At 72.2% G+C, this 24,027-nt stretch carries 22 protein-coding genes and 1 pseudogene; 6 read left to right on the forward strand and 17 right to left on the reverse strand.

The genetic code is table 11. The annotated features are described in order from the left end of the window. Nucleotides 1–166 precede the first annotated feature (166 nt). The 5 genes from UW392_RS57260 to UW392_RS57280 are packed head-to-tail and all read right to left on the reverse strand — an operon-like array spanning nucleotide 167 to nucleotide 4,573. Entirely contained in the window at nucleotides 167–1,567 is a 1,401-nt protein-coding gene (locus tag UW392_RS57260; protein WP_320783424.1) for a cytochrome P450, read from the reverse strand. A gap of 10 nt (nucleotides 1,568–1,577) precedes the next feature. Next, complete coding sequence (locus tag UW392_RS57265) at nucleotides 1,578–2,138, reverse strand: GTP-binding protein (protein WP_320783425.1); 561 nt, start codon at nucleotides 2,136–2,138, stop codon at nucleotides 1,578–1,580. A gap of 5 nt (nucleotides 2,139–2,143) precedes the next feature. Then, a complete protein-coding gene (locus tag UW392_RS57270; RefSeq protein ID WP_320783426.1) occupies nucleotides 2,144–2,527 on the reverse strand; it encodes a DUF742 domain-containing protein in 384 nt (127 codons plus the stop codon). Beyond that, on the reverse strand, nucleotides 2,520–3,362 hold the full coding sequence (locus UW392_RS57275; RefSeq protein ID WP_320783427.1) for a roadblock/LC7 domain-containing protein: 843 nt from the start codon (nucleotides 3,360–3,362) through the stop codon (nucleotides 2,520–2,522). Before UW392_RS57275 ends, UW392_RS57270 begins: the two co-directional genes overlap by 8 nt. Beyond that, complete coding sequence (locus tag UW392_RS57280; RefSeq protein ID WP_414497581.1) at nucleotides 3,359–4,573, reverse strand: ATP-binding protein; 1,215 nt, start codon at nucleotides 4,571–4,573, stop codon at nucleotides 3,359–3,361. Before UW392_RS57280 ends, UW392_RS57275 begins: the two co-directional genes overlap by 4 nt. 370 nt (nucleotides 4,574–4,943) lie before the next feature. Here UW392_RS57280 and UW392_RS67205 point away from each other — a divergent pair. Beyond that, nucleotides 4,944–5,159: pseudogene (locus UW392_RS67205) on the forward strand (CoA transferase); the annotation flags it as partial. A gap of 113 nt (nucleotides 5,160–5,272) precedes the next feature. Here the strand turns inward: UW392_RS67205 and UW392_RS57290 are convergent. The 3 genes from UW392_RS57290 to UW392_RS57300 all read right to left on the reverse strand — a co-directional run bounded on the left by UW392_RS57290 (nucleotide 5,273) and on the right by UW392_RS57300 (nucleotide 10,848). Next, nucleotides 5,273–5,929: a DUF4232 domain-containing protein gene (locus UW392_RS57290; RefSeq protein ID WP_320783429.1), complete on the reverse strand. Its 657-nt coding sequence runs from the start codon at nucleotides 5,927–5,929 to the stop codon at nucleotides 5,273–5,275. 409 nt (nucleotides 5,930–6,338) lie between these two features. Beyond that, a complete protein-coding gene (locus UW392_RS57295) occupies nucleotides 6,339–9,212 on the reverse strand; it encodes an AAA family ATPase (protein WP_320783430.1) in 2,874 nt (957 codons plus the stop codon). A 463-nt stretch (nucleotides 9,213–9,675) separates the two neighbouring features. After that, nucleotides 9,676–10,848 carry an IS4 family transposase gene (locus UW392_RS57300; protein ID WP_320783431.1) on the reverse strand — a complete coding sequence of 391 codons (1,173 nt, stop codon included), beginning with the start codon at nucleotides 10,846–10,848 and terminating at the stop codon, nucleotides 9,676–9,678. 118 nt (nucleotides 10,849–10,966) lie between these two features. Between UW392_RS57300 and UW392_RS57305 the strand changes: the two genes are divergently transcribed. Next, a complete protein-coding gene (locus tag UW392_RS57305) occupies nucleotides 10,967–11,197 on the forward strand; it encodes a LuxR C-terminal-related transcriptional regulator (protein WP_320783447.1) in 231 nt (76 codons plus the stop codon). Here UW392_RS57305 and UW392_RS57310 read toward each other — a convergent pair. From UW392_RS57310 to UW392_RS57340, 7 genes are all read right to left on the reverse strand, one after another. Continuing rightward, a complete protein-coding gene (locus tag UW392_RS57310; RefSeq protein WP_320783432.1) occupies nucleotides 11,130–11,783 on the reverse strand; it encodes a dienelactone hydrolase family protein in 654 nt (217 codons plus the stop codon). The two genes, UW392_RS57305 and UW392_RS57310, sit on opposite strands and share 68 nt — an antisense overlap. Nucleotides 11,784–11,903: 120 nt before the next feature. Continuing rightward, on the reverse strand, nucleotides 11,904–12,395 hold the full coding sequence (locus UW392_RS57315) for a MarR family winged helix-turn-helix transcriptional regulator (protein ID WP_320783433.1): 492 nt from the start codon (nucleotides 12,393–12,395) through the stop codon (nucleotides 11,904–11,906). Nucleotides 12,396–12,438: 43 nt separating this feature from the next. Continuing rightward, complete coding sequence (locus tag UW392_RS57320) at nucleotides 12,439–13,353, reverse strand: NADP-dependent oxidoreductase (RefSeq protein ID WP_320783434.1); 915 nt, start codon at nucleotides 13,351–13,353, stop codon at nucleotides 12,439–12,441. A gap of 127 nt (nucleotides 13,354–13,480) precedes the next feature. Continuing rightward, nucleotides 13,481–14,308 carry an enoyl-CoA hydratase/isomerase family protein gene (locus UW392_RS57325; protein WP_320783435.1) on the reverse strand — a complete coding sequence of 276 codons (828 nt, stop codon included), beginning with the start codon at nucleotides 14,306–14,308 and terminating at the stop codon, nucleotides 13,481–13,483. Further along, nucleotides 14,308–15,636, reverse strand: coding sequence for a CoA transferase (locus UW392_RS57330; RefSeq protein ID WP_320783436.1), 1,329 nt, complete (start codon nucleotides 15,634–15,636; stop codon nucleotides 14,308–14,310). The genes UW392_RS57325 and UW392_RS57330 overlap by 1 nt, the downstream gene beginning before the upstream one ends. Further along, nucleotides 15,633–15,797 (reverse strand): hypothetical protein, encoded by a 165-nt coding sequence (locus UW392_RS57335; RefSeq protein ID WP_320783437.1) that lies wholly within the window; start codon nucleotides 15,795–15,797, stop codon nucleotides 15,633–15,635. Before UW392_RS57335 ends, UW392_RS57330 begins: the two co-directional genes overlap by 4 nt. 54 nt (nucleotides 15,798–15,851) lie before the next feature. Continuing rightward, nucleotides 15,852–17,831: a helix-turn-helix domain-containing protein gene (locus tag UW392_RS57340; RefSeq protein ID WP_320783438.1), complete on the reverse strand. Its 1,980-nt coding sequence runs from the start codon at nucleotides 17,829–17,831 to the stop codon at nucleotides 15,852–15,854. 284 nt (nucleotides 17,832–18,115) lie between these two features. Between UW392_RS57340 and UW392_RS57345 the strand changes: the two genes are divergently transcribed. Genes UW392_RS57345 through UW392_RS57355 form a run of 3 tightly spaced genes read left to right on the forward strand, consistent with a single transcriptional unit; the run spans nucleotide 18,116 to nucleotide 21,402 of the window. Further along, complete coding sequence (locus UW392_RS57345; protein WP_320783439.1) at nucleotides 18,116–19,390, forward strand: hydroxymethylglutaryl-CoA reductase, degradative; 1,275 nt, start codon at nucleotides 18,116–18,118, stop codon at nucleotides 19,388–19,390. Nucleotides 19,391–19,441: 51 nt separating this feature from the next. Beyond that, on the forward strand, nucleotides 19,442–20,476 hold the full coding sequence (locus UW392_RS57350; RefSeq protein ID WP_320783440.1) for an SMP-30/gluconolactonase/LRE family protein: 1,035 nt from the start codon (nucleotides 19,442–19,444) through the stop codon (nucleotides 20,474–20,476). Beyond that, on the forward strand, nucleotides 20,473–21,402 hold the full coding sequence (locus tag UW392_RS57355) for a hydroxymethylglutaryl-CoA lyase (protein ID WP_320783441.1): 930 nt from the start codon (nucleotides 20,473–20,475) through the stop codon (nucleotides 21,400–21,402). The genes UW392_RS57350 and UW392_RS57355 overlap by 4 nt, the downstream gene beginning before the upstream one ends. 37 nt (nucleotides 21,403–21,439) lie before the next feature. Here the strand turns inward: UW392_RS57355 and UW392_RS57360 are convergent, their stop codons facing one another. Then, nucleotides 21,440–22,024, reverse strand: coding sequence for a DUF4291 domain-containing protein (locus UW392_RS57360; protein WP_320783442.1), 585 nt, complete (start codon nucleotides 22,022–22,024; stop codon nucleotides 21,440–21,442). Nucleotides 22,025–22,253: 229 nt separating this feature from the next. Beyond that, complete coding sequence (locus UW392_RS57365) at nucleotides 22,254–22,433, reverse strand: hypothetical protein (RefSeq protein WP_320783443.1); 180 nt, start codon at nucleotides 22,431–22,433, stop codon at nucleotides 22,254–22,256. Between the two features lie 462 nt (nucleotides 22,434–22,895). Here UW392_RS57365 and UW392_RS57370 point away from each other — a divergent pair. Then, nucleotides 22,896–24,027: FAD-binding oxidoreductase (locus tag UW392_RS57370; RefSeq protein ID WP_320783444.1), on the forward strand; the 1,132-nt coding region annotated here is incomplete at its 3' end.

Raw genomic sequence — 24,027 nt, forward strand, 5'->3', positions numbered from 1 at the left:
GCTCCTCACTTGATCAACAGCCGCCATACTTACCCGCGAGTTAAGTGCCCCATCCAATTACCGAGGGTTTTCGTTCAGTTACTTACGTCACTCGCACCCTGTCGGTCACTTACGTCACTCGCCCCTGTCGGTCGCTTGCTTCACTCGCCCCTGGCCGTCACTGGCTTCACTCGCCCTTGGTCCAGGCCAGGAACCGGCTGAAGAGCCCGCCCTTGCGGGACGGCGCCGCGTGGTGGGCCGGCTGGTTCGGGGTGGACGCGACGGACGAGGCCACCGGCGGCTGCGGGTGCGAGGAGCCGTACTGCGACGGAGTCTGCTGACCCGCCGCCGGCCCGCGGGAGCCGACCGCGGCCGACGGCCCCTGACGGGGCGTGAAACGGAGCGGCACCGTCACCAGCGACCGGCTCCACGGCGCCGGGACCCAGCTCAGCTCCTTGAAGGGGACGCGGAGTTCGACGTCCGGCAGGCCGTTGAGCAGCGCCCCCACCGCCGTCACCGTGATCATGAACGCCGGGTCCTTCGCGGGGCAGGCGTGCGGACCGGCACCGAAGGCCAGGTGCGCCTTGGAGCTGAGCTGCTCGCGGTGCTCGCTCAGCTTCGGGTCGCGGTTGGCCGCCGCGAACGAGATGAGCACCGGGTCGTTGGCCCGCAGTACCCGGTCGCCCAGCTGCTCGTCCCGCACCGGGTAGTGGGCCGCGTAGTTGGCGATCGGCGCGTAGTTCCACAGCGTCTGCGTGACGGCGTCCTCGACCGGCAGGTCCGCGCGCCAGTCCTCGCCGAGGTACAGCGACGTGCTGGTCCCGATGGCGCCGGTCAGCGGCGCTGTGCCGCCGGACAGCAGCGTCACCAGCTGGTGCAGCACCTCCTCGTCCGAGAGCTGCGCCGGGTGCTGCATGAGACGGGTGGTCAGGTCCTCGCCCGGCTCGCGGTGCTTGAGGGCGATCAGCTCCATGAGGGCGGCGCCCAGCACCTCGTCGGCGCCCGGGGTGCCCTCGAAGATGCCGCTGATGCCGACGATGACCCGGTCACCGATGTCGGGCGGGCAGCCGAACAGGTCGCTGAAGACCAGCAGCGGCAGCGGCTGCGCGAAGTCCGCCATCAGATCGGCCTGACCGAGCGGCTCCGCGGCGAACCGGCTGATGAGGTAGTCCGCGATCTGCTGCGTCTGCCGCACCAGGCGGTACTCGTCGACGGTGGACAGCGCGTCGGTGACCGCGCGGCGCAGCCGGGCGTGCGCGGCGCCGTCGCTGAACAGCGCGTTGGGCCGGTAGCCCATCATCGGCAGGGCCGGGCTGTCCTGCGGCACGCGGCCCTGGTTCAGCGCGTTCCAGCGCCGGGCGTCGCGCACGAACAGCGCCGGGTTCTGCAGGATGTACAGGGCGGCGTCGTAGTTGGTGACCAGCTCCACCTCGACGCCGGGGGCTATGTCCACCGCCGTGCTCGGGCCGGCCGCGCGCAGCCGGTCGTACTGCCCCTCGGGGTCGGAGCCGAACTCGGGCCCGAAGAGCTGGGGGTTGGCGTGGGCGGGGCAGCCGGGCGGAATGCCGGGGGTGTGGTGCTGCTGCATGCCAGGGCTCCTAGGCGAATACGGACATCAGGTGCTGGACGAGGGTGATCAGCGCGTCGGCCGAGGACTGCCGGTCGCGTACGTCGCAGTGGACGACCGGGGTGTCCGGAGACAGGTTCAGCGCCTCGCGCACCTCGTCGAGCGGGTAGTCGGGGGTGCCGTCGAACCGGTTGACGCCGATCGCGTAGGCCAGGCCGAACCGCTCGACCAGGTCCAGGATCGCGAAGCTCTCGTGCAGCCGCTCGGGGTCGACCAGCACCAGGGCTCCCAGCGCGCCGCGCGACAGCCCCTCCCACATCTCCTTGAAACGCTCCTGTCCCGGCGTTCCGAAGAGATAGAGGACGAGCGTGTCGCTGAGCGTGAGCCGGCCGAAGTCCATCGCCACGGTCGTGGTGGTCTTCTCCGGTGTCTGCGACAGATCGTCGAAGCCCTCACTGGCCTCGGTGATCTCCTCCTCGGTCTGCAACGGCGTGATCTCGGAGATGTTCCCGATGCAGGTGGTCTTGCCGACCCCGAAATGCCCCACGACGAGGACCTTCACCGCATGGGAGACGTCTGGATCCAGATACACGAGTGTCACGCTCCGAACTTGCTTCTGAGGCCGTCGAGCACAGCGCCGAGCAGTTCCCGGTCGATCCGTTCGGCGGGCGGGATGGGCTGGCGCGTGACGATGAGGCCGGCCTGCTCCAACTGCGCCAGCAGGATGCGCACGATGCCCAGCGGCAGCCGGGTGTGGCCCGAGACCTCGGCCACCGACAGGAAACCGTTGGCGACCAGCTCCAGGACCTGGCGTGCCTCGGGATCGAGCGCACGGGCCGCCGCCGGATCGCTGCCGTGCGCGGTCACCAGCGTGGTGTGCTCGTACTCGTGCTCCGCGGGCAGGGCCCGTCCCCGCGCGATGACGTGCAGAGGCACTAAGGGTGAGGTCAGTTCGAGTTCGTCGTCCGGCTGGTCAGGCATGGTCGGTCCTCCCTCCCGGCACGGGGCCGCCGCCCAGCGCGGGGACGACGTCGGAGAGACGGGCGGTGAACAGCTCGATGTCGCAGTCGGTGTCGGCGGCCGCGGCCAGGAGCGCACCGGAGCCGGCCGAGATGAGGAAGATCCACCCGTGGTCGAACTCGATGATCGTCTGCCGCCACTCGGCCGTGTCACCGCCGCCCGCGAACCGGCCGGTGGCCCGGCTGTAGGCGTGGATGCCGGTCATGGCGGCGGAGATGGTGTCGGCGAGGTCCTTGCTCGTCGTGGAGGTCGCGCCGAGCGGCAGTCCGTCGGCGCCGAGCAGTACCGCGTGCCGCGCGCCCGGGACCTCGGCGACGACCTTGTCCAGCTCCGGCAGGACGAACCCGGAGGGACCGGAGTCCCGCTGCCCCGCCGCCTGCTCGGCCGAGTCCGCCGCCGCGGCGGCGTTCACCCGGGGCGGCGAGGTGAGGCTGTCGCCCAGCCGCGCCACCAGCCGGTTCATCCGGAACGAGATCTGCTGGAGGTCGACGTCGGGTTCGGCGGCGGCGGCCAGGTAGGCGCCCTGCCCGGCGCCGATCAGGAAGACCCAGCCCTGCGAGAACTCGATGACGGTCTGGTTCCACCGCCGGCTCTCGCCCGGACCGGCGAAGGGCGCGGTGGCCCGGCTCAGCGACTGCATCCCGGCCAGCGCGGCGGAGATGGTCCGCACGTCCCGCTCGGTGAGTCCGTCGGTGGCGCCGCGGGGCAGGCCGTCGGCGGACAGCACCACGGCGTGCCGGGCCCGCGGGACGTTGTCCACGATGTCCCGGACCATCCACGACATGTCGGTGCTCATGCGTTCTCCTCCCCTTCGGGTGCCGGGGTGGTGAGGTCACGGCCCGACAGCGTGCCGCGCTGGAGCCCGCCGAGACCGCCCGAGGGACGGGGCCGGCGCGGCGCGCGCGGCTGGAGCGGGGTGGAGCCGGTGGCGTCGGTGTCGGTGTCGGTGACGCTGGCGATCGGCGTCTGACGCTGGCCGCGCTTGGGCAGGCCGTGCATGGTGCGGGCGGGCGCGGGCGCGGGAGCCGGGGCCGGGGTTGCCTCGGCGCTCTCGGGCAGAGGCAGACCGACCGGCGCGGGAGCGTCGACGCGGCGGATGCGCCGGACCGGCGGCTCCGGGGCGGGCGGGGCGGTCTCCTCCATGGTCCACAGCTCCTCGGGCAGCCGGACGACGGCCCGGACACCGCCGTAGCGGGACACTCCGGTGACGTCCACCTTGAATCCGTACTTGCCGGCGATCAGGCCGATGACCGGGAAACCGAACTTCGGCTGGGTGCCGAGCTGGGACAGCCGGGGCAGCGCCTCACCGGAGAGCATCGCGGTGGCCTTCTGCCGCTCCTCGTCGTTCATGCCGACCCCGGCGTCGTCGATGACGATGCACAGGTTGCTCTGCACCCGCTGGAACGTCACCTCGATGGGGGCGTCGTGCTGCGAGAAACTGGCGGCGTTGTCGAGCAGTTCGGCGACGGCCAGGGCGACCGGGGCGACGGCCGACGCCTTCAGCGCCAGCCCGCTCTGCTGCATGATCTCGACCCGCTGGTGGTTGCGGATCTGCCCCTGCGCGCTGCGCACGACGTCATAGACGCTGGCGGGCTGGTTGCGGCGGCCGAGCGGCGCACCGCACATCACGGCGATGCCCTGGCTCTTGCGGGCCATCTGCTGGTTGGCGTGGCCGACGTCGAGCAGGTCGGTGAGGACGGCGTGACCGCCGTAGCGCTGCTGGATGCCGTCCAGCAGCGTGGTCTGCTCGGCGGTGAGGCTCTGCAGGAACCGGGCAGCGCCCCTGAGGACGGCCTTGGTGCTCTCCTCCGCGGCCTGCTCGGCCTCGCGGACGGACTCCTGCTGCTGTGCGGTGAACTGCTGGAGCTGGGCCTGGGAAGCGCGCAGGTGGCCGTCGGTCTCGGCGAGCCGCCGTGTCAGCTCCGCGTCGGCCTGCTTCCGTCTGGCTTCCAGGGCTCTGTTGCGTATGACGAGTACCACGACTGCGGCGACGGCTGTCGCCGCCACCGCAACCAGGCACCATATGAGTACGTCTCGGTTCATGGGCACCTTCCCGGCGTGCGGTAGGCAGACGTCGACGGGCGTCCCTCGCTGCCTGAGGTGAGTCCGTCAAGGGCTGCGCGACCGCAGTGGCACGATGAACAGGCCGGCCCCGGATCAGCGCGCCAGCTGTGTTGATCAAGGTCGCAGACGGCAGGAATGCTATCACCGGAGCTGACGCCCGATTAGCACTCGCTATGCTCACATTCAGCACCAACCGGGGCGTGCCGACGACCTGTTGAAAGGGGCAAATCCCTCGTGGGTGGAAGGCTCCGGCACCGGACGGGGCGCGGCCCCCGCGTGCCCGCCGAATCTTCACGAGAGCAACACAGCGAACGTGCAACTCACGCAGGGAATCCCCTGGGCGCGCAGGGACGCTCCACGGGAGGCGAGCACGGGCGACGACGCGGCACCTCCGGGCTCCGAGGAGACCGCCCGCGCCGGGATCTCCGTCGCCGATGTCACCGCCGGCACGTACGTCTACAGCGGCATCCTCACCGCGCCGCTCACCCGGACCACCACCGGTGCCGTACAGGCCGTCGAGGTCTCCCTGTTCGAGGCGCCGGCGGAGTGTAGGGACCAGCCCGGCCACGCCCCGGCGGACATCGAGCGCCTACGGACGTCGAGCGCCTGCGGGCCGACCGGGTCGTTCGACCACGACCCGGGTCAGCTCGCCCCGCCCTGGCCCGCGCTGCCCATCGGGCCGACCGTCACGGCGGAGCCGGAGCCGTCGGTGACGGGCAGGCTGCCGGCGCCCGGCCAGTCGAGGGTGACCGACTTCGTCTCGCCCGGCGGGGTCACGACCAGGCCCGTGACGCGGACGCCGGAGCCGCCCGAGTCGTTGAGCGGGTAGGCGATGTTGAAGGACACCGACTCACCGTCCTTGAGCACCACCGGGTCGGCCGCCTGGCCGCTGCGCTCGGCGGACAACTGACCCTCGCTGGTCTTCAGGTCGACGCCCGCGTACCCGGACAGGGTGCAGTCGTGACCGCCGCCATTGGCGAAGGTGACCGCGGCCGAGCCCTGCTCGTCACCGGTGATGGTGGTGTCCGCCGCGGTGACCTCCAGTTCGTCGGTACGGCACGCGCCGGACCCGGCGGCCTCGGTGTCCGTACCGGAGCCGCTCCCGGTGGAACCCGTCCCTTCTGCCTGCGCCGAGCCACCCTGCTCCGGACTCGCGGAGGCCGAGTCGCCACTCGGGGCGGAAGCGGCGGCGGACGCGCTGTCGTTCTGTGCGGTGCCGTCGTCCCCGTTGCACGCCGTGAGCGAGAGACCGGCGACGACGGCCAGGGCGGCGGCGAGGGTGAGCTTGCGAACGCGCATCGTTACTTCCTCAGTCTCGGTTGACTCCGTGGGCTGTTCTGACCACCAGGACGGGGATGCGCTCACGGCCCGTTCCGCGCGGCCACCGCTTCTGACACGGCCGTTACACACACCCCGGTACACAGCGGAACGCCACGGGAGGGGGCGGCCGATGCCGCTGAGCGACCCCAACGGCTTGGGACGGACCTGTGACTATGCGGACACCGTCTTCGGGCAGCAGGCCCCGGACCCGCCTGTCCTGTCCTGTCCGACGGAACCCCAAGAACGAGGGCAAGGAGATCACCCCGTCACCGGCCTGCGACTATCGACGAGGGACTGCCCGACAAGTGGTGGGTGACCATCGGGGTCTGCCGGACCGGCGACATGGAGGACCACCTGCTCGGCCGGCCCGCACGCTCACCGTGCGGACTCAGGTGCGGTGAGCGGCGGCCACCCCGGCCACCTCCCGCCGCGACGTGACCCCCAGCTTGGCCAGGACGTGGGAGACATGTGTCTCGACGGTGCGCCGGGACAGGACGAGGGCATCGGCGATGTCGGGGTTGGACAGGCCCTTCGCGACGAGTTCGGCGATCCTGACCTCCGTGTCGGTCAGGGCCTCCCAGCCCGTACGGGGCCGCCCCCGCGCGCCCCGCACCCCGAGCCGCACACCGCGGGAGCGCAACCGGGCCGCGGCACGGCGGGAGTCCCACACGGCACCGAGCGCGGTGTACGTCAGCATCGCGTCGTTCAGCGCCCGGCGGGCGGGGCCGGCCGCGCCCGCCCCGGCGAGCAGGTACGCGACGTCCTCCAGCGCCTGTGCCGTCTCGACCGGGCGGCCCACCGCGCGGAAGTAGTCCACGGCCGCCGCCACCGGCTCGGGCCGCGACTCCAGCAGCCCCCGGCACCACGAGCGGACCGCACCCGCCCGCGGCAGCCGGCTCCTGTCCTCCTCCGCCTCGGCACAGGCGGCGGCCCGCTCGGCCGTCTCCCGGTCACCCGTGGCGAGGGCGAGCCGCACCAGCAGCGGAAGCAGCCGCACCCGGTCGTCCATGACGTCGTACGACGGGCCGAGCACCTCCTTCAGCCCGGCGACCGCCGACGGGAGGTCGTCGAGCCGCTCCGCGGCCATGGCGCGGGCCTCGAACCAGTACGCGAGGTTGACCGTCTTGAAGTGGACCTCGGGCACCTCCTCCACCGCCCGCAGGTGACGGCGCGCGACATCCTGCTCGTCGCGGTGGGCGGCGACCGTGGCCGCGATGCTGTGGGCGATGACCGGGAGCGCGGGATAGTACGTGGGGTAGTGGTCCGGGTCGGAGATCGTGTCCAGTTCGGTCAGCGCGTCGTCCCACCGCCCGGTGTGGAAGGCGACGTCACCGGCGTGCATCACGCACGACCCCAGGCGCGGCGTACCCGTCCGCTCCGCCAGCGACCGCGCGTCGGCGAGCACGTCCTTCGCCTCGGCGAAGCGGTCGAGGTTCAGCAGCATGGCGATCTGATTGCTCTGCAGCAGCAGGCGCAGATCGAGCAGTTCGGGGTCGGAACCGGTCAGTGCCACACCTCGCACGATGCACTCCAGGGCGCCCTCGACGTCCTGGCGGACGAACCGCGTCATCGCCAGGGCGTGCAGCGCGTACCCCGTCGCCATGGCGTCCGGCCGACGGGCGCCGGCGGCGAGGACGTCGGTGGCCGCCGCGGCGGCCTCGTCGTCGCGGCCCAGGTTCATCAGCGTCATGGCGACGAAGGCACGCAGCCGCGCGTGCCACCTCGTCTCCGGCTCCAGCCGCTTCGCCACCTCCTGGACGACGGCCATCGCCTCCTCGACCAGCGCGGTGCGCGCCATGGCGTAGCCGAGGATCCAGGCCGCCCGGCCGCGCTGCTCGGAGTCGCCGTGGTGGTCCAGTACCTGTCGTGCGACGCGTCCCGCCTGCTCGTACTGGGAGGCGAGGAACGCGGCGGAGGCGAGGTGGTCGAGGAGCCGCAGGGCACGGGGGTCGTCGTCCGGGGTGTGGACGACGGCGCGGTCGAGGAGGGCGGCGGCGACGGCCGGTGCGCGGCGGGTCAGTGCCGCGGCGTTCTCCACCAGCCAGTCGACCTCCCAGCCGTCGGCCGCGTCACCCGCCGACAGCAGCAGCTCGGCGACCCGTTCCACCGACGCCTTCCGGGCGATGAGCGCCTCGGCGGCGTCCCGGTGCAGCGCGACGCGCAGTGCCGCCGGCACGGACTCGTACAGCGCTTGCTTGAGCAGCCCGTGGCGGAAGCGCAGCCGGTCCCCGTCGGCCGGTTCGAGCACACCGGCGGCCAGCGCCTCCCGTACGGGTGCGCTCAGGGCCGCCGCCGGCCGGCCGAGCAGCACGACGAGGTCGGTCAGGGGGAAGGTGGGGCCGAGCAGGGCCGCCGTGCGCAGCATGTCCCGGGTCCCCGCCGAGAGGAACGCCAGCCGGTCGGCGATCGCCTCGGACAGGGACATCCGGCCGAACTCGGCCCACCTGTGGTGCTCGCCGTCCCCGGCGTGCGCCTCAGGTCCGAGTTCCGTGCGCCGGCCGTCGTCCGCCAGCGCCCCCGCACGGGTCAGGGCGTCCATCATCTCGCGTACGTACAGCGGATTGCCCGCCGCCAGCCCCAGGCGGCCGAGCAGCCGGGGCCCGGCCGTCCGGCCGGCGATCCGGCCGGCCAGCTCGGCCACGTCGCCGTCCGACAGGCGGAGCAGGGTGAGGGTGGTTCCGGCGTGGTCGCGGACGTCCCGGCGCAGCAGATCCAGTTCGGGCCGCTGCGGGACCTCCCGGCAGGCGCCGATGAGAAGCAGGGGCCGCTGGGACGCCGTACGGCACAGTCGGCGCCACACCAGCAGCGTCGCCTCGTCGGCCCACTGAAGGTCGTCGAGGGCCAGGACGAGGGGGCGCGCGGCGCACAGCCGGTCGACGAGCACCAGCAGTTCCTCGGCGGCGGCGGTCACCGGGTCGCCGGTGACCACGCCGACGGTGCCGTGCCCGCGAGGCTCGTCGGAGGGGGGACGGGCCGCCTCCGCCGCGGCCCGTCGCCGCCCGGGTACACGGGCGAGGGCCTGTTGCAGGACGGTGAGGGGCAGGCGCCGGCCGAGCTCGTCGCAGACGCCGTGGCCCACGTCGAGGTCTTGGCGCCGGGCGTCGGCCAGACCCGCGGCCAGCAGCGCGCTCTTGCCGATGCCGGGCTCGCCCTGCAGCAGTACGACACCACCGCGCCCCGCGAGCAGGTCCTCCACCGCGGAGGAGATCAGGGCCACGTGTGGCGCTCGCCCGACCAGGGTGTCCGCAGAGCCCGCATGCATGGCCCAAGGGTACCGAAAGCGGATCGTGGTCCGTTTCGGGTGCGGCGGTCTGTGCGGCGGGAGCCACCGCCACCACCGGAAAACTCCGTGAGCCCCCCGGATGTTCGCGTACGTGCCCCGGCGCGAGGGTGGGGGCCACGGGACCGGGTGAAGGAGACGATGCGAGGTATGGAGCCCACTCAGCGGCGGACCGGCCGGAAGGAGCTGGGGACGAGTACGAGTACGAGGACCGGGGCTAGTACCAATGCCGTTGCTTTACGGGTCGGCGGGTTGGGGTCGTTGGAGGCGTACGGCTCTGATGCCGGTGCGGGTGGGCTGGGGCCAGGTGCGGTGTCCGGCCCGTTTGAGCCGGTAGTTGGACATCTTGCGTTTGACGACCCGGGGCTGGCTGCGCAGTCGTCTGATGGGCAGTAGTCGTTCCAGCAGGTCGTGCTGGAGCAGGTGGAGTGTTCTGATCAGCAGGTCAGGGGGAAAAACTGCCCGGTGTGACGGTCACGCTGCGCCGGGCGGAGCGCAGGGTCTCGGTGAAGGAGATCCGGTCGGGGTCGAGGTGACGGGTGGCGGCGGTTCTGAGCATCAGCTCGCGCAGGGCCCGGTGAACCAGCAGATGTGCCCAGATCTGCTGGACCACGCCGTCGGGAGTCTTGCTGCTGAGCACGACGCGGGCACCGCGTTGGTGGGTCTTGAGCTCGGCGAAGACCGCCTCCGCCTCCCAGCGCTCATGGTAGAGCGCGGCCAGCTGCCGGGCCGGGTGACGGCGGGCGTCGAGCAGGCTGGTCACCAGCCGGTACTCGCCTGCCGTCCGGCCGGTGCCGCCCAGCCGGTAGGCGACCACCCGGACGGTGACCGGATCACCGTGGCCGGGATCGGTGCAGGCATGGATGCGCGACAGCCAGGAGCCGTCCCGCAGCATCCGGTCGACAGGCAGCACACGGTTGGCGGACACCCGCCACAGCAGATCGGCACCGGTGGCGGTGAAGGCGCGCCACAACGGCACCCCCAGGAACTCGCGGTCGGCCAGGACCAGCTGACCGGGACCGCAGGAACGGGGCAGGCGGCCGACCAGGGTGACCTCCCCGGTGCGGCAGCCGGCCAGCTCCGCGTCCAGCACCAGATGCGTGCCGGTCTCCACCAGGCATGCCATCCTCACCTGCGGAAAAGAGGTCTTGTCGGTGCCGCGGCTGTTCCCGGGCCGGCCGAAGGCGGCTTCGTTGGCCTCCGAGTCGGCCACGTCCCAGCAGGTGCCGTCCACCGCCAGCACCCGCAGCCCCCGCCAGAAGGTCCCCGGGGTGTCGGCGGTGCCCATCGGCTTCGCCGTCGTGGTGAACAGCACCCGCAGCGGCTCACACCCCAGCCGCTGCCGGGCCCGAAACAGCGACGACTTCCCCGGAATACGCCACTCACCGAGCAGCCCCTGACTCCGCAGACCCTCGACCAGGTGCCGCATCACGTCCAGATACGGGGCCGGCGAGAACAGCGCCAGACCCAGCACGAAGTACACCACCAGCCGGGCCGGCAGCAGACGCCTGCGTTGCTCCGCCCGCCCGCAGGCGGCCACCACCCGATCCACCAGACCCGGCGGATACACCCAGGTCAACAGCCCCAGACCCGATAACTCCGACACGCTCGCAGACACTCAAACCACCCCCTGCGGCCACCAACGAGCCTACGCCGCAACCAAAAGCAACGGCATTGGGGCTAGTACGGGTACGAGGACGAGGACGGGTGCGGACGTCGGACGGTCCCCGGAGCCGCTGTCCGCACGGGACATGCGGGTGGCGCTGCTGGCCGCGCGGCTGTTGAGCAACGACGAGATCGGCCGCCGCCTGTCCCTCCCCTCCGGCACCGTCGTCTCCTGCCTCTACCGGATCTACGGACGCCTCGGCGTCACCAGCCGGGCCCGGCTCGCCGCGGTGCTCACGGACCGACCGGACCGGGACCGGGACCGACCGGACCGGGACCGACCGGACCGGGACCGGGTATAGGACCACGCGAATCGACGCGGTCGAGGAAGGCGAGCACCCGCCGGGTGGTCCGCGCCGCCGCGTGCTCGTCGTACGAGGGAAGACCGCTGTCGGTGAAGAGGTGCCGGTCGCCGGGGTAGAGGAAGAGCTCGGCGTCCGCCGCCGTCGCGACGAGTGCGCGGGCCGCCTCGACGTCCCCCTCGCCGGCGAAGAACGGATCGGCGTCCATGCCGTGGATCTGGACCGGTACGTCCTCGGGCCAGGCACCGCCGAACTCCGCGGCGGGGACGCACGCCTCGATCAGCACCGCGCCCCTCGCACCGGGCCGGGTCTGGGCCAGTTTCTGCGCCGGCAGGACACCCAGCGAGAAGCCCACGTGGACGAGGTCCGCGGGCAGCGTCTCGGCGACGGCGGTTCCGCGCGCGACGAAGGCGGCGAACCCGATGCTCTCGGTGTGGGCCATGCCCTCTTCGAGGCTGCCGAAGACCTGCCCCTCGAACAGGTCCGGGGCATGGACGGTGTGCCCCGCCTGCCGCAGCCGCTCGGCGAAGTCACGGACGCCCGCGGTCAGTCCCTGCCCGTGGTGGAAAACCAGCACCTCGGCCATGTCGCTCCCTTCGTGCCACGGCACCCGGGTGGCACCGTGGCACGAGTATGGACCGCGGCACTGACAACGCCGGGGCCGGCGGGCGACCCGGGGCCGGTGACCCGGGCCGGCCGTCTCGGATCACTCGGCCGGTGTCCCGGCCGGTGCCTGCCGGCTGTGGTCCCTGAGCGACTTCTCCACGGTGCGGGCCCAGGCGGTGAACTGCTCGACCTGATCGGCACTCAGATCGCGTACGGAGATCTCCTCCAGGGTGCGCCACATCTCGGCGACGGGTTCGCGCAGGGCACGGCCCGCGTCGGTGAGGTGGACCACCATGACCCGCCGGTCGTGCGGGGCGGGCTCCCGGGTGAGCAGTCCGGCCTCCTGCATGCGGCGCAGGGACTTGGAGACGGTGGAGTGGTCGAGCCCGACGTGGTCGAGCAGGTCCGCCTGGGTCCGGTGGTCGTGGTCGAAGAGCTGCATCAGCAGCAGCTCCTGCCCCGGGTGCAGGTTCAGGGCGCGCAGCATGGCGGCGGCGTGGGCGCGGTGGGCGCGGGCGAGCTGGAAGATGGCGTAGCTCATCCGCCCGTCGCGCGCCGTGTCCGGCGGCGCGTCCGGGGTGGGGTCGGGCATGGTCGGTTCCTCATCACACATGGGAGCGGTCGAAGGGGGGCGTTCAGTCGACGGTCAGGACGAGCTTGCCACGGTTGTGGCCGGCGTCGCTGGCCTGCTGGGCCTTCGCGGCCTCCGCGAGCGGGTAGGTGGCGCTGATCGTGGTCACCAGGGTGCCGTCGGCGGCCTGCCGCGCCAGTTCGGCGAGGCGGGCGGCGGAGCGGCGCTGGGGGCCCTCGGCGAAGACGACGCCGAGTTCGCGGGCGCGGAAGTCGGCGGTGGTGACGATCCGGTCGGTGGAGCCGCGCAGGGTGATGGAGTCCTCCAGCGCGCCCTTGCCCGCGGCGTCGAAGACGGCGTCCACGCCCTCGGGGGCGAGCGCGCGGACCCGTTCGACCAGGCCGTCCCCGTACACCAGCGCGGTCGCGCCGAGGGAGGTGACGTACTCCTGGTTGGCCGGGCCGGCGGTGCCGATGACACGGGCGCCGCGGGCGACGGCGAGCTGTACGGCGATGGTGCCGAGGGCGCCGGACGCGCCGTGGATCAGCAGTGTCTCGCCCGCGCCGACGCCGAGCAGGTCCAGTACGCGTTCGGCGCCGTCGGTCGCGACGGGCAGGGCGGCGGCGTGCGTCCAGTCCAGGCCGGCGGGCTTGGGCGCGAGGACGGTGGCGGGGGCCAGGGCGTACTGGGCGTAGGAGCCGGTGTCGGACCAGCCCAGGACCTCGTCGCCCGCCTTGAGGTGGTCGACGCCCTCGCCGACGGCGTCGACCACACCGGCGATCTCGCCGCCGGGGACGGCGGGCAGGGTGGTGGGGAAGATGGCCTCCATGCCGCCGGAACGTATCTTGCCGTCCACCGGGTTGACGCCGACGGCCCGGATACGGACCCGCACCTGGCCGGGGCCGGGCTGCGGGATCTCCAGCTCCGCCTCGTGCAGGACCTCGGTGGAGCCGAACGTGTCGAAAACGATGGCCTTCATGACGGATCTCCTTGACCGGATGGCTGCCCGACCACTTTCTGTGGCCAGCCACATAAAAGTAACACCGATTGTGTGGCTAGCCAAGTAATCGTGGTGAGGGAGATCCGGCGAGGGTCGCAGCGGCCTCTCAGCGGGCCGCGTCCGCGTCCCCCCTCTCCCCATGGGACGGGAAGCGCCTCTCCCCATGGGACGGGAAGCGCGGCGCGCGGCGTTCGCCGAACGCGGTCAGGCCCTCCCGGGCGTCCGGTGACGTGAACGCCTTCTGCCCGTAGAGGGCCTCGCTGTGGAACGCCTGGTCCTGCGGGAGATCCCCGAGCCGCAGCACCGCCTCCTTGACGGTCGCGAGCGCGGTGCCGCTGCGGGCGGCGAGCCGGTGGGCGCGCTCCAACGCCGCGTCGAGCAGACCGGCCGCCGGGACTACCTCGTTCAGCAGCCCGTACCGCAGCGCCCGTTCGGCCGTGATCCGGTCGCCCTGGAGCATCAGCTCCATCGCCCACGCGTACGGGATCTGCCGGGTCAGCCGGGTGAGGGTGCCGCCCGCGGGTACGACACCGACACCGGTCTCGGGGAGCCCGAACTCGGCGGTGTCGGCGGCGATCCGCAGATCGGTGGAGAGCATGATCTCGAAACCGCCGCCGAGGCAGAGGCCGTTGACCGCGGCGATCACCGGTTTGAACAGCCGGGTGTGCTTCTGGTGCGCCGCGTCCCAGTGCGAGATGTCGAAGCGTCCCGCCGCCAGCGCCGGGATGGACTCGGTGAGGTCGGCACCGACGCAGAACGCCCGGTCCCCGGTGCCGGTGAGGACCGCGACGGCGCAGGAGTCGTCGTCCCGCACCTCCGCGAAGGCGGCACCCAGTTCGTCGTACATGGACAGGGTGAGCGCGTTGAGCTTGTCCGGCCGGTCGAAGCGGACGACGGCCACGGCACCGTCGCGGTCGAGGGTGATGCCGCCCATCAGATGACGCCCTTCTCGCGCAGCGCGGCGATCTGCTCATCGTCCAGGCCGGCGAGGGCCCGCAGGACCGGCACCGCGTGCTCGCCGACCTTCGGGGCCAGCCCCCGCGCCTGGGCGGGCGTCGCGCCGAGCTTGATGGGGGTGCCGAACATGCGGATCTCGCCGAACTCGGGGTACGTCACGTCCACCACCATGTCGCGCGCCGCGATCTGCGGGTCCTCCACGACCTCCCCGATGTCCTTGATGGCGCAGAGCGGCACCGCGTCGCCGGCGATCTCCTCCAGCTCCGTCTTGGTACGGTCCGCGAACCACAGGTGCAGCAGCGGCCGAACCCGTGCCTCGTACACCTCGGGTGTGAACCGCTTGGCCATGGTGTCGATCTCGGGGTCGTCGGCGAGTTCCGGCTGCCCGAAGAGCTGACAGGACAGCCGCCAGAACTTGTCGGTGTAGCCGCCGAAGAACACGAACCCGTCCTTGCACGGATACAGCTCGTACGGCTTGACGAAGGGGTGTTCGTTGCCGAGCGGGCCCGGGACCTTGCCCTCGGCGGTGTACGAGACGACGGCGTTCTCGGTCAGGCTCAGCACCGAGTCCTGCTGCGACACGTCGACCAGCTGGCCCTCGCCGGTCTTCTCGGCGTGCCGCAGCGCGGCCAGGGTGCCGATGACCGAGTACAGCGTGGCCGACAGGTCACCGATGATCGTGCCGACCCGTACGGGGGGCCGGTCGGGGAAGCCGTTCATCGACCACAGTCCGCCGGTGGCCTGCGCGCTGTTGTCGTAGGCGGGGCGGCGCCGGTAGGGACCGGTCTGGCCGTAACCGGAGATCGCCGTGTACACCAGGCGCGGATTCTCCTGGCGCAGCACGTCGTAGCCGACACCGAGCTTGTCCATCGTGCCGGGACGGAAGTTCTCCACCAGGACGTCGGCGCGGCGGACCAGCTTCCGCAGGACGTCCTTGCCCTCCGGGGTGGACAGATCCAGGGTCAGACCGAACTTGTTCCGGTTGAACTGCGCGAAGAACCCGCTGAACTCCTCACCGGACCCGGACCCGGACCCGGACCCGGAACCGGACCCGGAGCTGGAGCTGGAGACGGCCTTCAGCTTCGGTGGGAAGTCCCGCGCGTAGTCCGGGTCCTTCGGGTTCTCGATCTTGATGACGGTGGCGCCGAGGTCGGCCAGCAGCATCGAGCAGAACGGGCCCGCCACGACCCGGGTGATGTCCAGGACCACGACGCCGCGCAGCGCGCCCTTCGACAGTCCGTCGGGCATCATGCCCTCGATGGTGGTGTACTCGGCGGTCATCCTCGCCTCTGGTTGTCCGGTCACGCGTCGGCTCCTGTGGTGCTGACCCGCGGCCGCGCCTCCAGGAGGGTGCCGCAGGTGGGGCTGTGGGACTCACCGATCAGTACGTGGCGGCCGTCGGGGGCCTGGCCCGTCTTCCCGGCGCCGTCCGTGGAACGTACGTGGGCCGGATCACGCCGGGCCATGTGCGGTCGGTCCATACCTCACGGGCGAGGATGGGCGGTCGGTACACAGAAGGGTCAGCGGGACAGGCGGACGGCTCCCACGCGGGCGACACGGACCGCGACGCCGATACGGAAGAGGCGCTCCGCGTCCTGCCAGCGGTCGCCGAGCAGTTCCCCGATCCGGTCCAGCCGCTGAAGCACCGTGTTCTTGTGCAGGTGCAGTGCCCGCCCGGTCGCCACCGGACTGAGCCGGTTGTCGAGGTACGCGGCCAGCGTCACGAGCAGACTGCCGCCGCGCTCGGCGTCCCAGTCCAGGACCGGGCCGAGCAACTCCCGTACGAACGCCTCCACCCGGGCCTCCCCGGGCCCGAACAGCGCCGTGTACGGCAGGTACTCGTCGGTGGTCGCCGCGGTGTCGGTGATGCCGAGCGCCGGCAGGACCCGCGCGCACGCGGTGGCCGCCTCCACCTGCCCGCGGACGTCGTCCGGGACCTCGCGCAGGAACGTGCCGACCGCCAGCACCGGATGGCCGAGCGCACGGCGCACCGCGGAGTGCACCAGACCGGCCGCGGTCGCGGGGTCCGGCTCGGTGGTGAGCGCCACCACCCAGTCGGCGTGCTCACCGATCAGACCGCGGGGCCCCACCGCCTGCCCGGCGGCGCGCGCCGCGGAGTGCCGCAGTTCGGCCGGGAGCGAGACGACGACCAGGGAGGTGAGGCCCTCGGTGTGGATGCCCCTGGCCTGCGCCCGCTGCGTGACACCCGCGCGGCGCTCGGGATCGTCCGCGAGCAGATCGGCGAGGAGGTCCCGGCGGACCGTCTGCTCGGCCTCGGCGAGCGCGTCCTGCTTCAGGCTGAGCAGCGCAGTGATCTGCGCGGCGCGTTCGGCCGTACGGCGCTCGACCGGCCCGAACTCGACCGTGCCCTGCTCCAGGACGAGCGCGCCCAGCAGGGTCCGCCCGGCGACCACCGCCACGACGAGGTCCCGGCCGGCCTCCCGCAGCGGCACACACCGACCGCTGCGGCGACTCTCGTCGACGGCACGCCGGACGGCTTCGTCACGGGAGGCACCGGTCTCAGCACCGGAGGGCCCGGCACCGGGCGTCGGTCCGGTGTCGCGCGCCCCGTCGGTTCCCGCCGTCGTCGCCGACACCACGAGGTCCGCGTCGAGGATCGTCACCCGGCAGCGCAGCGCCTTGCCCAGCGCGTCGGCGACCGCTGTGGCGTCCCCGCCCCGCAGGACCAGGGCGGTCAGCTCCGAGTGGACGCCGCTCGCCCGCTCCATCGCCTCGACGTGCCGTGCGAGCTGGTCGTACGCCTGCCGGGTCTCCTCGGCGGCGTCCCGGGTCCGGGCCAGCAGCCGCGCAGTCTGGAGCACGACGGCGGCGTGGTCGGCGAACGCCGAGAGCAGCGAGATCTCCTCGGGCGAGAAGGTGTGCTCGATCCGGTTCCCGGCGAACAGCACGCCGATGACCTCGTCGCCCGCCAGCAGCGGCACCCCGAGCAGGGACGAGACGCCCTCGGCCGCCACGGTGGCGTCGATCTGGGGGTCGTGCGGAGCCTGGTCCATGGTGAAGTAGCTCGACGTCCACGACGGCAGCCGGGTCTCCGCGACCCGGCCGGCCAGCCCCATGCCCGGCGGTACGCGCAGCCCGGGGAAGGTGGGCGCCACCGTCCCCAGCGTCGTCCGTACCCGCAGCTCACGGGTCCGCACGTCGAACTCCGACAGATACGTGATGTCCGTGCCGACCAGGTCATGGGCCCGCTCGACCAGGCGCTCCAGCAGCACGTCCACGTCCCGGAGCTGGGCCAGCTCGCGGACGCTGGAGGAGAGCGCCGTCAGCTCCGTGCCGCGCCGGCGCCACCGCTGCGAGCGGGCCCGCAGCCGCCGGACGCCGTCGCCGATCCGGGCCACCGCGTCCGACGGGAGGGCGAGGCCCGCGAGCAGTTCCGTGATCTCGGCGTCGTCGACGTCCCGCTCCGCACCGGCCACGTCGAGCAGGCCGATGACCGTGTCGACCGGGACGGCGCCCGGGTGCTCCGATGCAGCGTTCACGCCCTCGCCCTCCAGGGTCCGCAGTGTGCCGCGCGACCATCCGTGGGCCGTACCGGCAGGCGGACTATACATACGGTGACCGGCCGGGCCCGCGACCCCGGCCGGCCTGGACCGACAGCCCATCGCTCCGCCCCGTGCTGTGTGCCGTACGGCCATACCTGGTGGCACCGGGCGGAACTAGCGTCGCGTACGCACCGAGTCGACCGACGTAGACCGACGTCGTCCGATGTTCTTCGACGTCGTCCGATGTCTCGTCCGATGACCACAACGCAGTGGAGGGCCGCATGCCGAGCACCAGCCGTATCCAGGGTCTGAGGGACCTCACCGTCGACGCCCGGCGGAAGGCCGTCGCGGAGTCCGCCGCCGTCGACCCGCGGCGCATCGCCGCCTTCGACCCGCGGCACGGACTCGACCCGGACCTGGCCGACCACATGATCGAGAACGTGGTCGGCGTCATGGCGCTGCCCGTGGGCGTGGCGACCAACTTCGTCGTCAACGGCCGCGAGGTGCTCGTGCCGATGGCCACCGAGGAGGCGTCGGTGGTCGCCGCCGCCTCCAACTCGGCGAAGGCGGCCCGTACACACGGCGGCTTCTTCACCTCCTCCACCGAGCCGGTCATGCAGGCCCAGGTGCAGATCATCGGCGTACGCGACCCCGAGGCCGGCCGGCTCCGGCTGCTCGAAGCCCGTCGTGAACTCATCGAACTCGCCAACGCCCAGGACCCCAAGCTCGTCGAGTTCGGCGGCGGGGTCAGGGACATCGCGGTCCGGCTCGTCACCTCGCGGGCCGGTACGTACGTCGTGGCCCACCTGCTGGTCGACGTCCGCGACGCGATGGGCGCCAACGCCGTGAACACCATGGCGGAGGCCGTCGCCGACCGCGCCGGACAGATCGCCGGCGGCCGTACGCTGCTGCGTATCCTCACGAACAAGGCCGATCTGCGGCTGTCCAGGGCACGGGCCGTCTTCGACGCCGAGGCGCTCGGCGGCCGGGCCGTGGCCGACGACATCGTGCACGCCGCGGCGCTCGCCGAGGCCGACCCGTACCGCGCGGCCACCCACAACAAGGGCATCATGAACGGCATCTCCGCCGTCGTGCTGGCCACCGGCAACGACACCCGCGCCGTCGAGGCCGGCGCGCACTCCCACGCCGTCTCCCCGGCGGGGCTCTACACCTCGTTGTCCCGGTTCGAGAAGGACGCCGACGGAAACATCGTCGGTACGCTCGAACTGCCCATGCCGGTCGGCCTGGTGGGCGGCGCGACCAGGCTGCACCCCGTGGCGCAGGCAGCCGTCGCCCTGCTCGGCGTCGACACCGCCACCGAACTCGCCGAGATCATCGTCGCCGTGGGACTGGCCCAGAACTTCGGCGCGGTCCGCGCGCTGGCCACCGAGGGCATCCAGCGTGGACACATGTCCCTGCACGCCCGCAACGTCGCCCTCACCGCGGGCGCGACGGCCGAGGAGGTCCCCGCGGTCGTCGCGCGGCTCGTGGCCGACAAGCGCGTCCGGGCCGACCACGCGGAACACGTCCTGCGGGAACTGCGGGCGGGCCACTGAGGCTCTCCAGCCGCCCCATCCCCCGACGACGCCCAGGACCCGGAGCCGCACATGACACCCTCACCCACCGACCCCACCGACCCCACCGACCCCATTGGCCCCGCTGCCCCCGCCGACCCCATCGGCCTGACCGGCCTGACCGGCCCGACCGTCTCGATGACGACCGCCCGTACGGTCCTCGACGGCCTGCACTTCGCCGAGTCACCGAGCGTCGGCCCCGACGGAGCCCTGTACGCGTCGGACTTCTACGCGCACGAGGTGCTGCGCATCGACCCGGACACCTGGCGGGCCGAACCGTACGCCGAGGTGCCGGGCCAGCCCTCCGGCCTCGGCTGGCTGCCCGACGGACGGCTGCTCGTCGTGTCGATGAGGGACCGCAGGCTGCTGCGCCGCGAGGCCGACGGCACCCTCGTCACCCACGCCGACCTCGCCGAGGTGACCGTGGGCGCCGCCAACGACATGCATGTCGACCCCCACGGCCGGGCCTGGATCGGCGACTTCGGCTTCGACTTCTACGGCCTGCTGGAGCGCGACCCCGGCGCCGACCCCCTCTTCGGACCCGGCGCGAACCCGCCGACCGCCACCCTGACCCGCGTCGACCCCGACGGCACGGTCACCACCGCCGCGCACGGCTTGCGTTTCCCCAACGGCACGACCCGCCTGTCCGACGGGACGCTCGTCGTCGCGGAGACCGTCGGCGGCTGCCTCACCGCCTTCACGGTGACCGGCACCGGCGAACTCACCGACCGGCGGGTCTGGGCCGACCTGACCACCGCCGGCGTCACCGGCGGACGTGTCCTGCCCGACGGCATCGCGTACGCCGGCGATGACCGGGTCTGGGTGTCCGACCCCACGGCGGGCGGGGCCTCGCGCGTCGCCAGGGGCGGCACGGTCGACGCGATCGTCCGCACCTCCCAGCCCTGCTTCGCCGTGGGCGTGCTGCCCACCCGGCCCGCCACCGTGGTCTGCTGCACCGCCACGACGTCCAGCCCGACCACGGCCGCCGTGCACCGCACCGGCCGCATCGAGATCGCCGAGATCGCCGAGATCGCCGAGATCGCAGAACCCCCGGGGGCCGCCCGGTGAACCGCTACGGCAACGACCCGCTGCCCGGACTGCCCGCACACGTCACCATCTGCGAGGTCGGTCCCCGCGACGGGCTGCAGAACGAGTCGGAAGCAGTCCCGACCGACGTCAAGGCCGAACTGGTGGAGCGTCTGGCCGACGCCGGGCACACGGTCATCGAGACCACCAGCCTCGTCCACCCGAAGTGGGTGCCGCAACTCGCCGACGCGGAGGAACTGCTGCGCCGCGTCGACCGCAGGCCCGGTGTGCGCTATCCGGTGCTGGTCCCCAACCTGCGCGGTCTCGACCGGGCCCTGGACCTCGGGGTGGAGGACATCGCGGTCTTCGGCTCGGCGACGGAGAGTTTCGCCAAGGCCAACCTCAACCGGAGCGTCGCCGAGTCCCTGGAGATGTTCGCGCCGGTCGTCGCACGGGCCCGCGAGGCGGGGATGCGGGTGCGCGGCTACCTCTCCATGTGCTGGGGCGACCCGTGGGAGGGTGAGGTCCCCGTGGCGCGGGTCGTCTCGGTGGCCACCCGGATGCTCCGCCTCGGCTGCACGGAGCTGAGCCTCGGCGACACCATCGGTGTCGCCACCCCGGGCCGTGTCACAGCCCTCCTCGACGCGCTCGGCGCGGCCGGTGTGTCGGTGGACCGGCTGGCCGTGCACTTCCACGACACCTACGGCCAGGCTCTGTCGAACACCCTCACCGCCCTTCAGCACGGCGTCACGACGGTCGACGCCTCCGCGGGCGGACTCGGCGGCTGCCCCTACGCCAGGTCCGCCACCGGCAACCTGGCCACCGAGGACCTGCTGTGGCAGCTGGCGGGCCTCGGCATCCACACCGGCGTGGACCTGGACAGACTGGCCGAGACCAGTGCTTGGCTCGCCGACCGCCTGGGCCGCCCCAGCCCGTCCCGCACGGTCCGCGCCCTGACCGCCACCTGACCCACCCCACCGCCGAGAAGCGGCGCCGGTCTGCCGGTCATCCTCCGCTGAGCGGCGCCCTGGCCGGGTACGGCCGCTCCTCGGGCAGCAGCCGGGCCGCGGAATCCAGGTCGCCGGCGGTGACGAGGCCGTGGATCTCGTGGGCGAGCGGAGTCACGTCACTGATGGAGACCGTCCACTCGTCCGCGTAGCGCCGCACGGCCTCACCACGGAGCCCGAGCTGCAAGGAGCGGTACCCCAGGGGTCGCAGGCGCAGGTCCCGCTCGGGGTCCCACTGCACGCGCGCCGGCGAACGTCTCAACTGGCGCTGCCAGGCGCTGTGGTCCTCGTGCAGCCCGCGCACGTAACTCGACAGGCATGCGTGACGCAGCGCCCACTCGAAGCCGTCGCGGGCGATCTCGACCGCGAGGACCGTCTCCTGCCCCGGCTTCGTGCCCCAGCCACAGCGGTACATCATCCAGAGGAACGACGGCTTGATCCACGTCATCCGGTCCCGCTTCCACGCGCCGGGGAACCTTCCCTCTCGGACGGCGGGCAGGCCGAGTCCCGGCGAGTAGGCCTGGTAGACGGTGATCGTGGACGCCCCGTAGGCCGCCCGTATCTCATGTCGCGGTCGTTCCATGAACCACAGCTTCGAGGTGGATCCGGGCGAGTGGCCAGCGATTTATCGCCGACCGCCGACCGCCGACCGCCGACCGTCGACCGCCGACCGCCGACCGTCGATCGCCGCTACCGACCGGCAGCCGGGGGTTCCGCGACGCCGACGTAGTTTCCGGACATGGTCCGGATGCGGGCCGACCACCCCAGTGCCGTGAGGTCGTCCGTGAGGGTGCGGGCATCGTGGAACACCTTCACGATGCGGTACCCGCTGCCGTCACCGACCGCGCCCGCGCGGCGAGCCTCGACGTCCACTGGCCCGTTCCGCAGGCCAGCTCCAGTACGTCCCCGGAGACAGGGAGGCCGTCGACGACCGTCAGCAGCTCACGCAGGGCCTCGTCCTCGGCGCACCGGTTCGGTCGCCGCGCGGACATGGTGTGTCCTCACCTCGTGGCAGGGTCAAGGCCCGTGGGCCCTCGCGAGCCGAGCCGGAGTGTGCGGGAGCTGTCACGGAGGTCACTGGCGAGGTGTGGGGGACCGTGCGGCATCCCGTCACTTCTGATGCGGTACCCGAATAAATGGCAGCGCGGAAATCTGGTACGAAATGCCGCGCGGCGCACTGGCCAGCCCGGACGGAGTTTCCCTCGGAAAGAGCCATACGGCAGACGTATTGATCGCCCATAACCGGTATTTGTCCGGCCGTCGGACAGCGGTCTACGGTGCTCCGGAATCACCCGAGCGAAAACTCGAGAGTGAACCGGGGGAATGTGCGTATGAGTTCGTTGAGCCGTCGTCGTCTGCTGCTCACAGGGTCGGGGGTCGTGGCCGGAGCCGGCCTGGCACCGACTCCGGCCACGGCGACCGGGAGACCCGTGGCGCCGAGTGGCCCGGTCACCGTGACACCGGACGACGCACGCTACGGCGACCTGACGTCCGGCCTGAACCAGCGCTGGTCGGCGTCGCCCGAGCGGATCGTGCTGCCTGCGACGACGGCCGAGGTCGTCACCGCGGTCCAGGACGCGGTGGACCGCGGCCGGCGCATAAGCGTCCGGGGCGGTGGCCACTGTTTCGAGGACTTCGTTTTCCATTCCGACGTCGATGTCGTCATCGACATGTCCCGTATGGCCTCGGTCGACTTCGACGACGAACAGCAGGCGTTCGCCGTGGAAGGCGGCGCCACCCTGCTCCAGGTCTATGAAACCCTTTACGAGGGGTGGGGCGTCACCCTGCCCGGCGGAGCCTGCTATTCCGTCGGAGTGGGCGGGCACGTCAGCGGCGGCGGATACGGAATGCTCTCCCGCGCGCACGGCCTGACCGTCGACCACCTGCACGCCGTGGAAGTCGTGGTCGTCGACGCCGACGGCCGCGCCCGGAGCGTCGTCGCCTCCCGCGACCCGGCCGACCCGCACCACGACCTCTTCTGGGCACACACCGGCGGCGGCGGAGGCAACTTCGGCGTCATCACCACGTACTGGTTCCGGACGCCCGGAACCACCGGTACTGCCCCGGGCGCGCTCCTGCCCACGCCGCCGTCCGAGGTGTACGTGACCATGGTTGCCTGGCCCTGGGAGGACGTCGGCAAGGCCGGTTTCGTCGGGCTGCTGGAGGCGTACGGGACCTGGCTGGAACGCCACCGGGACAGCTCCTCGCCGTACAAGGACATGTGCGTGTGGCTGATGCCCAACCACCGGTCCGTCGGCGACATCGCCCTCATCGCCCAGCTCGACGCCACCGTCCCGGACGCCCCCGCACTGCTGACCGCCTTCCTCACCTCCCTCAACCGCGCCCTCGGCGTCGACGACACACCGGGCGTGCCCGACCGGACCGGCGGCACCCACCGGTCGACGTACGCCACCACCAGACGGCTGCCGTGGCTGCGCGCCACCCGCTACCGGGACTATTCGCAGTGCACCGGGCTTCAGCCCGGTGGTGAAGCGAATCTGAGAGCTGCTCTGATCTCAGCTGTGTGCACGGATCCGCACTGTTCACCTCGGCCCAGGTCAGAGCGGCCGGTTCTGTTGCTCGATG

The organism is Streptomyces sp. CRN 30 (assembly GCF_034105845.1).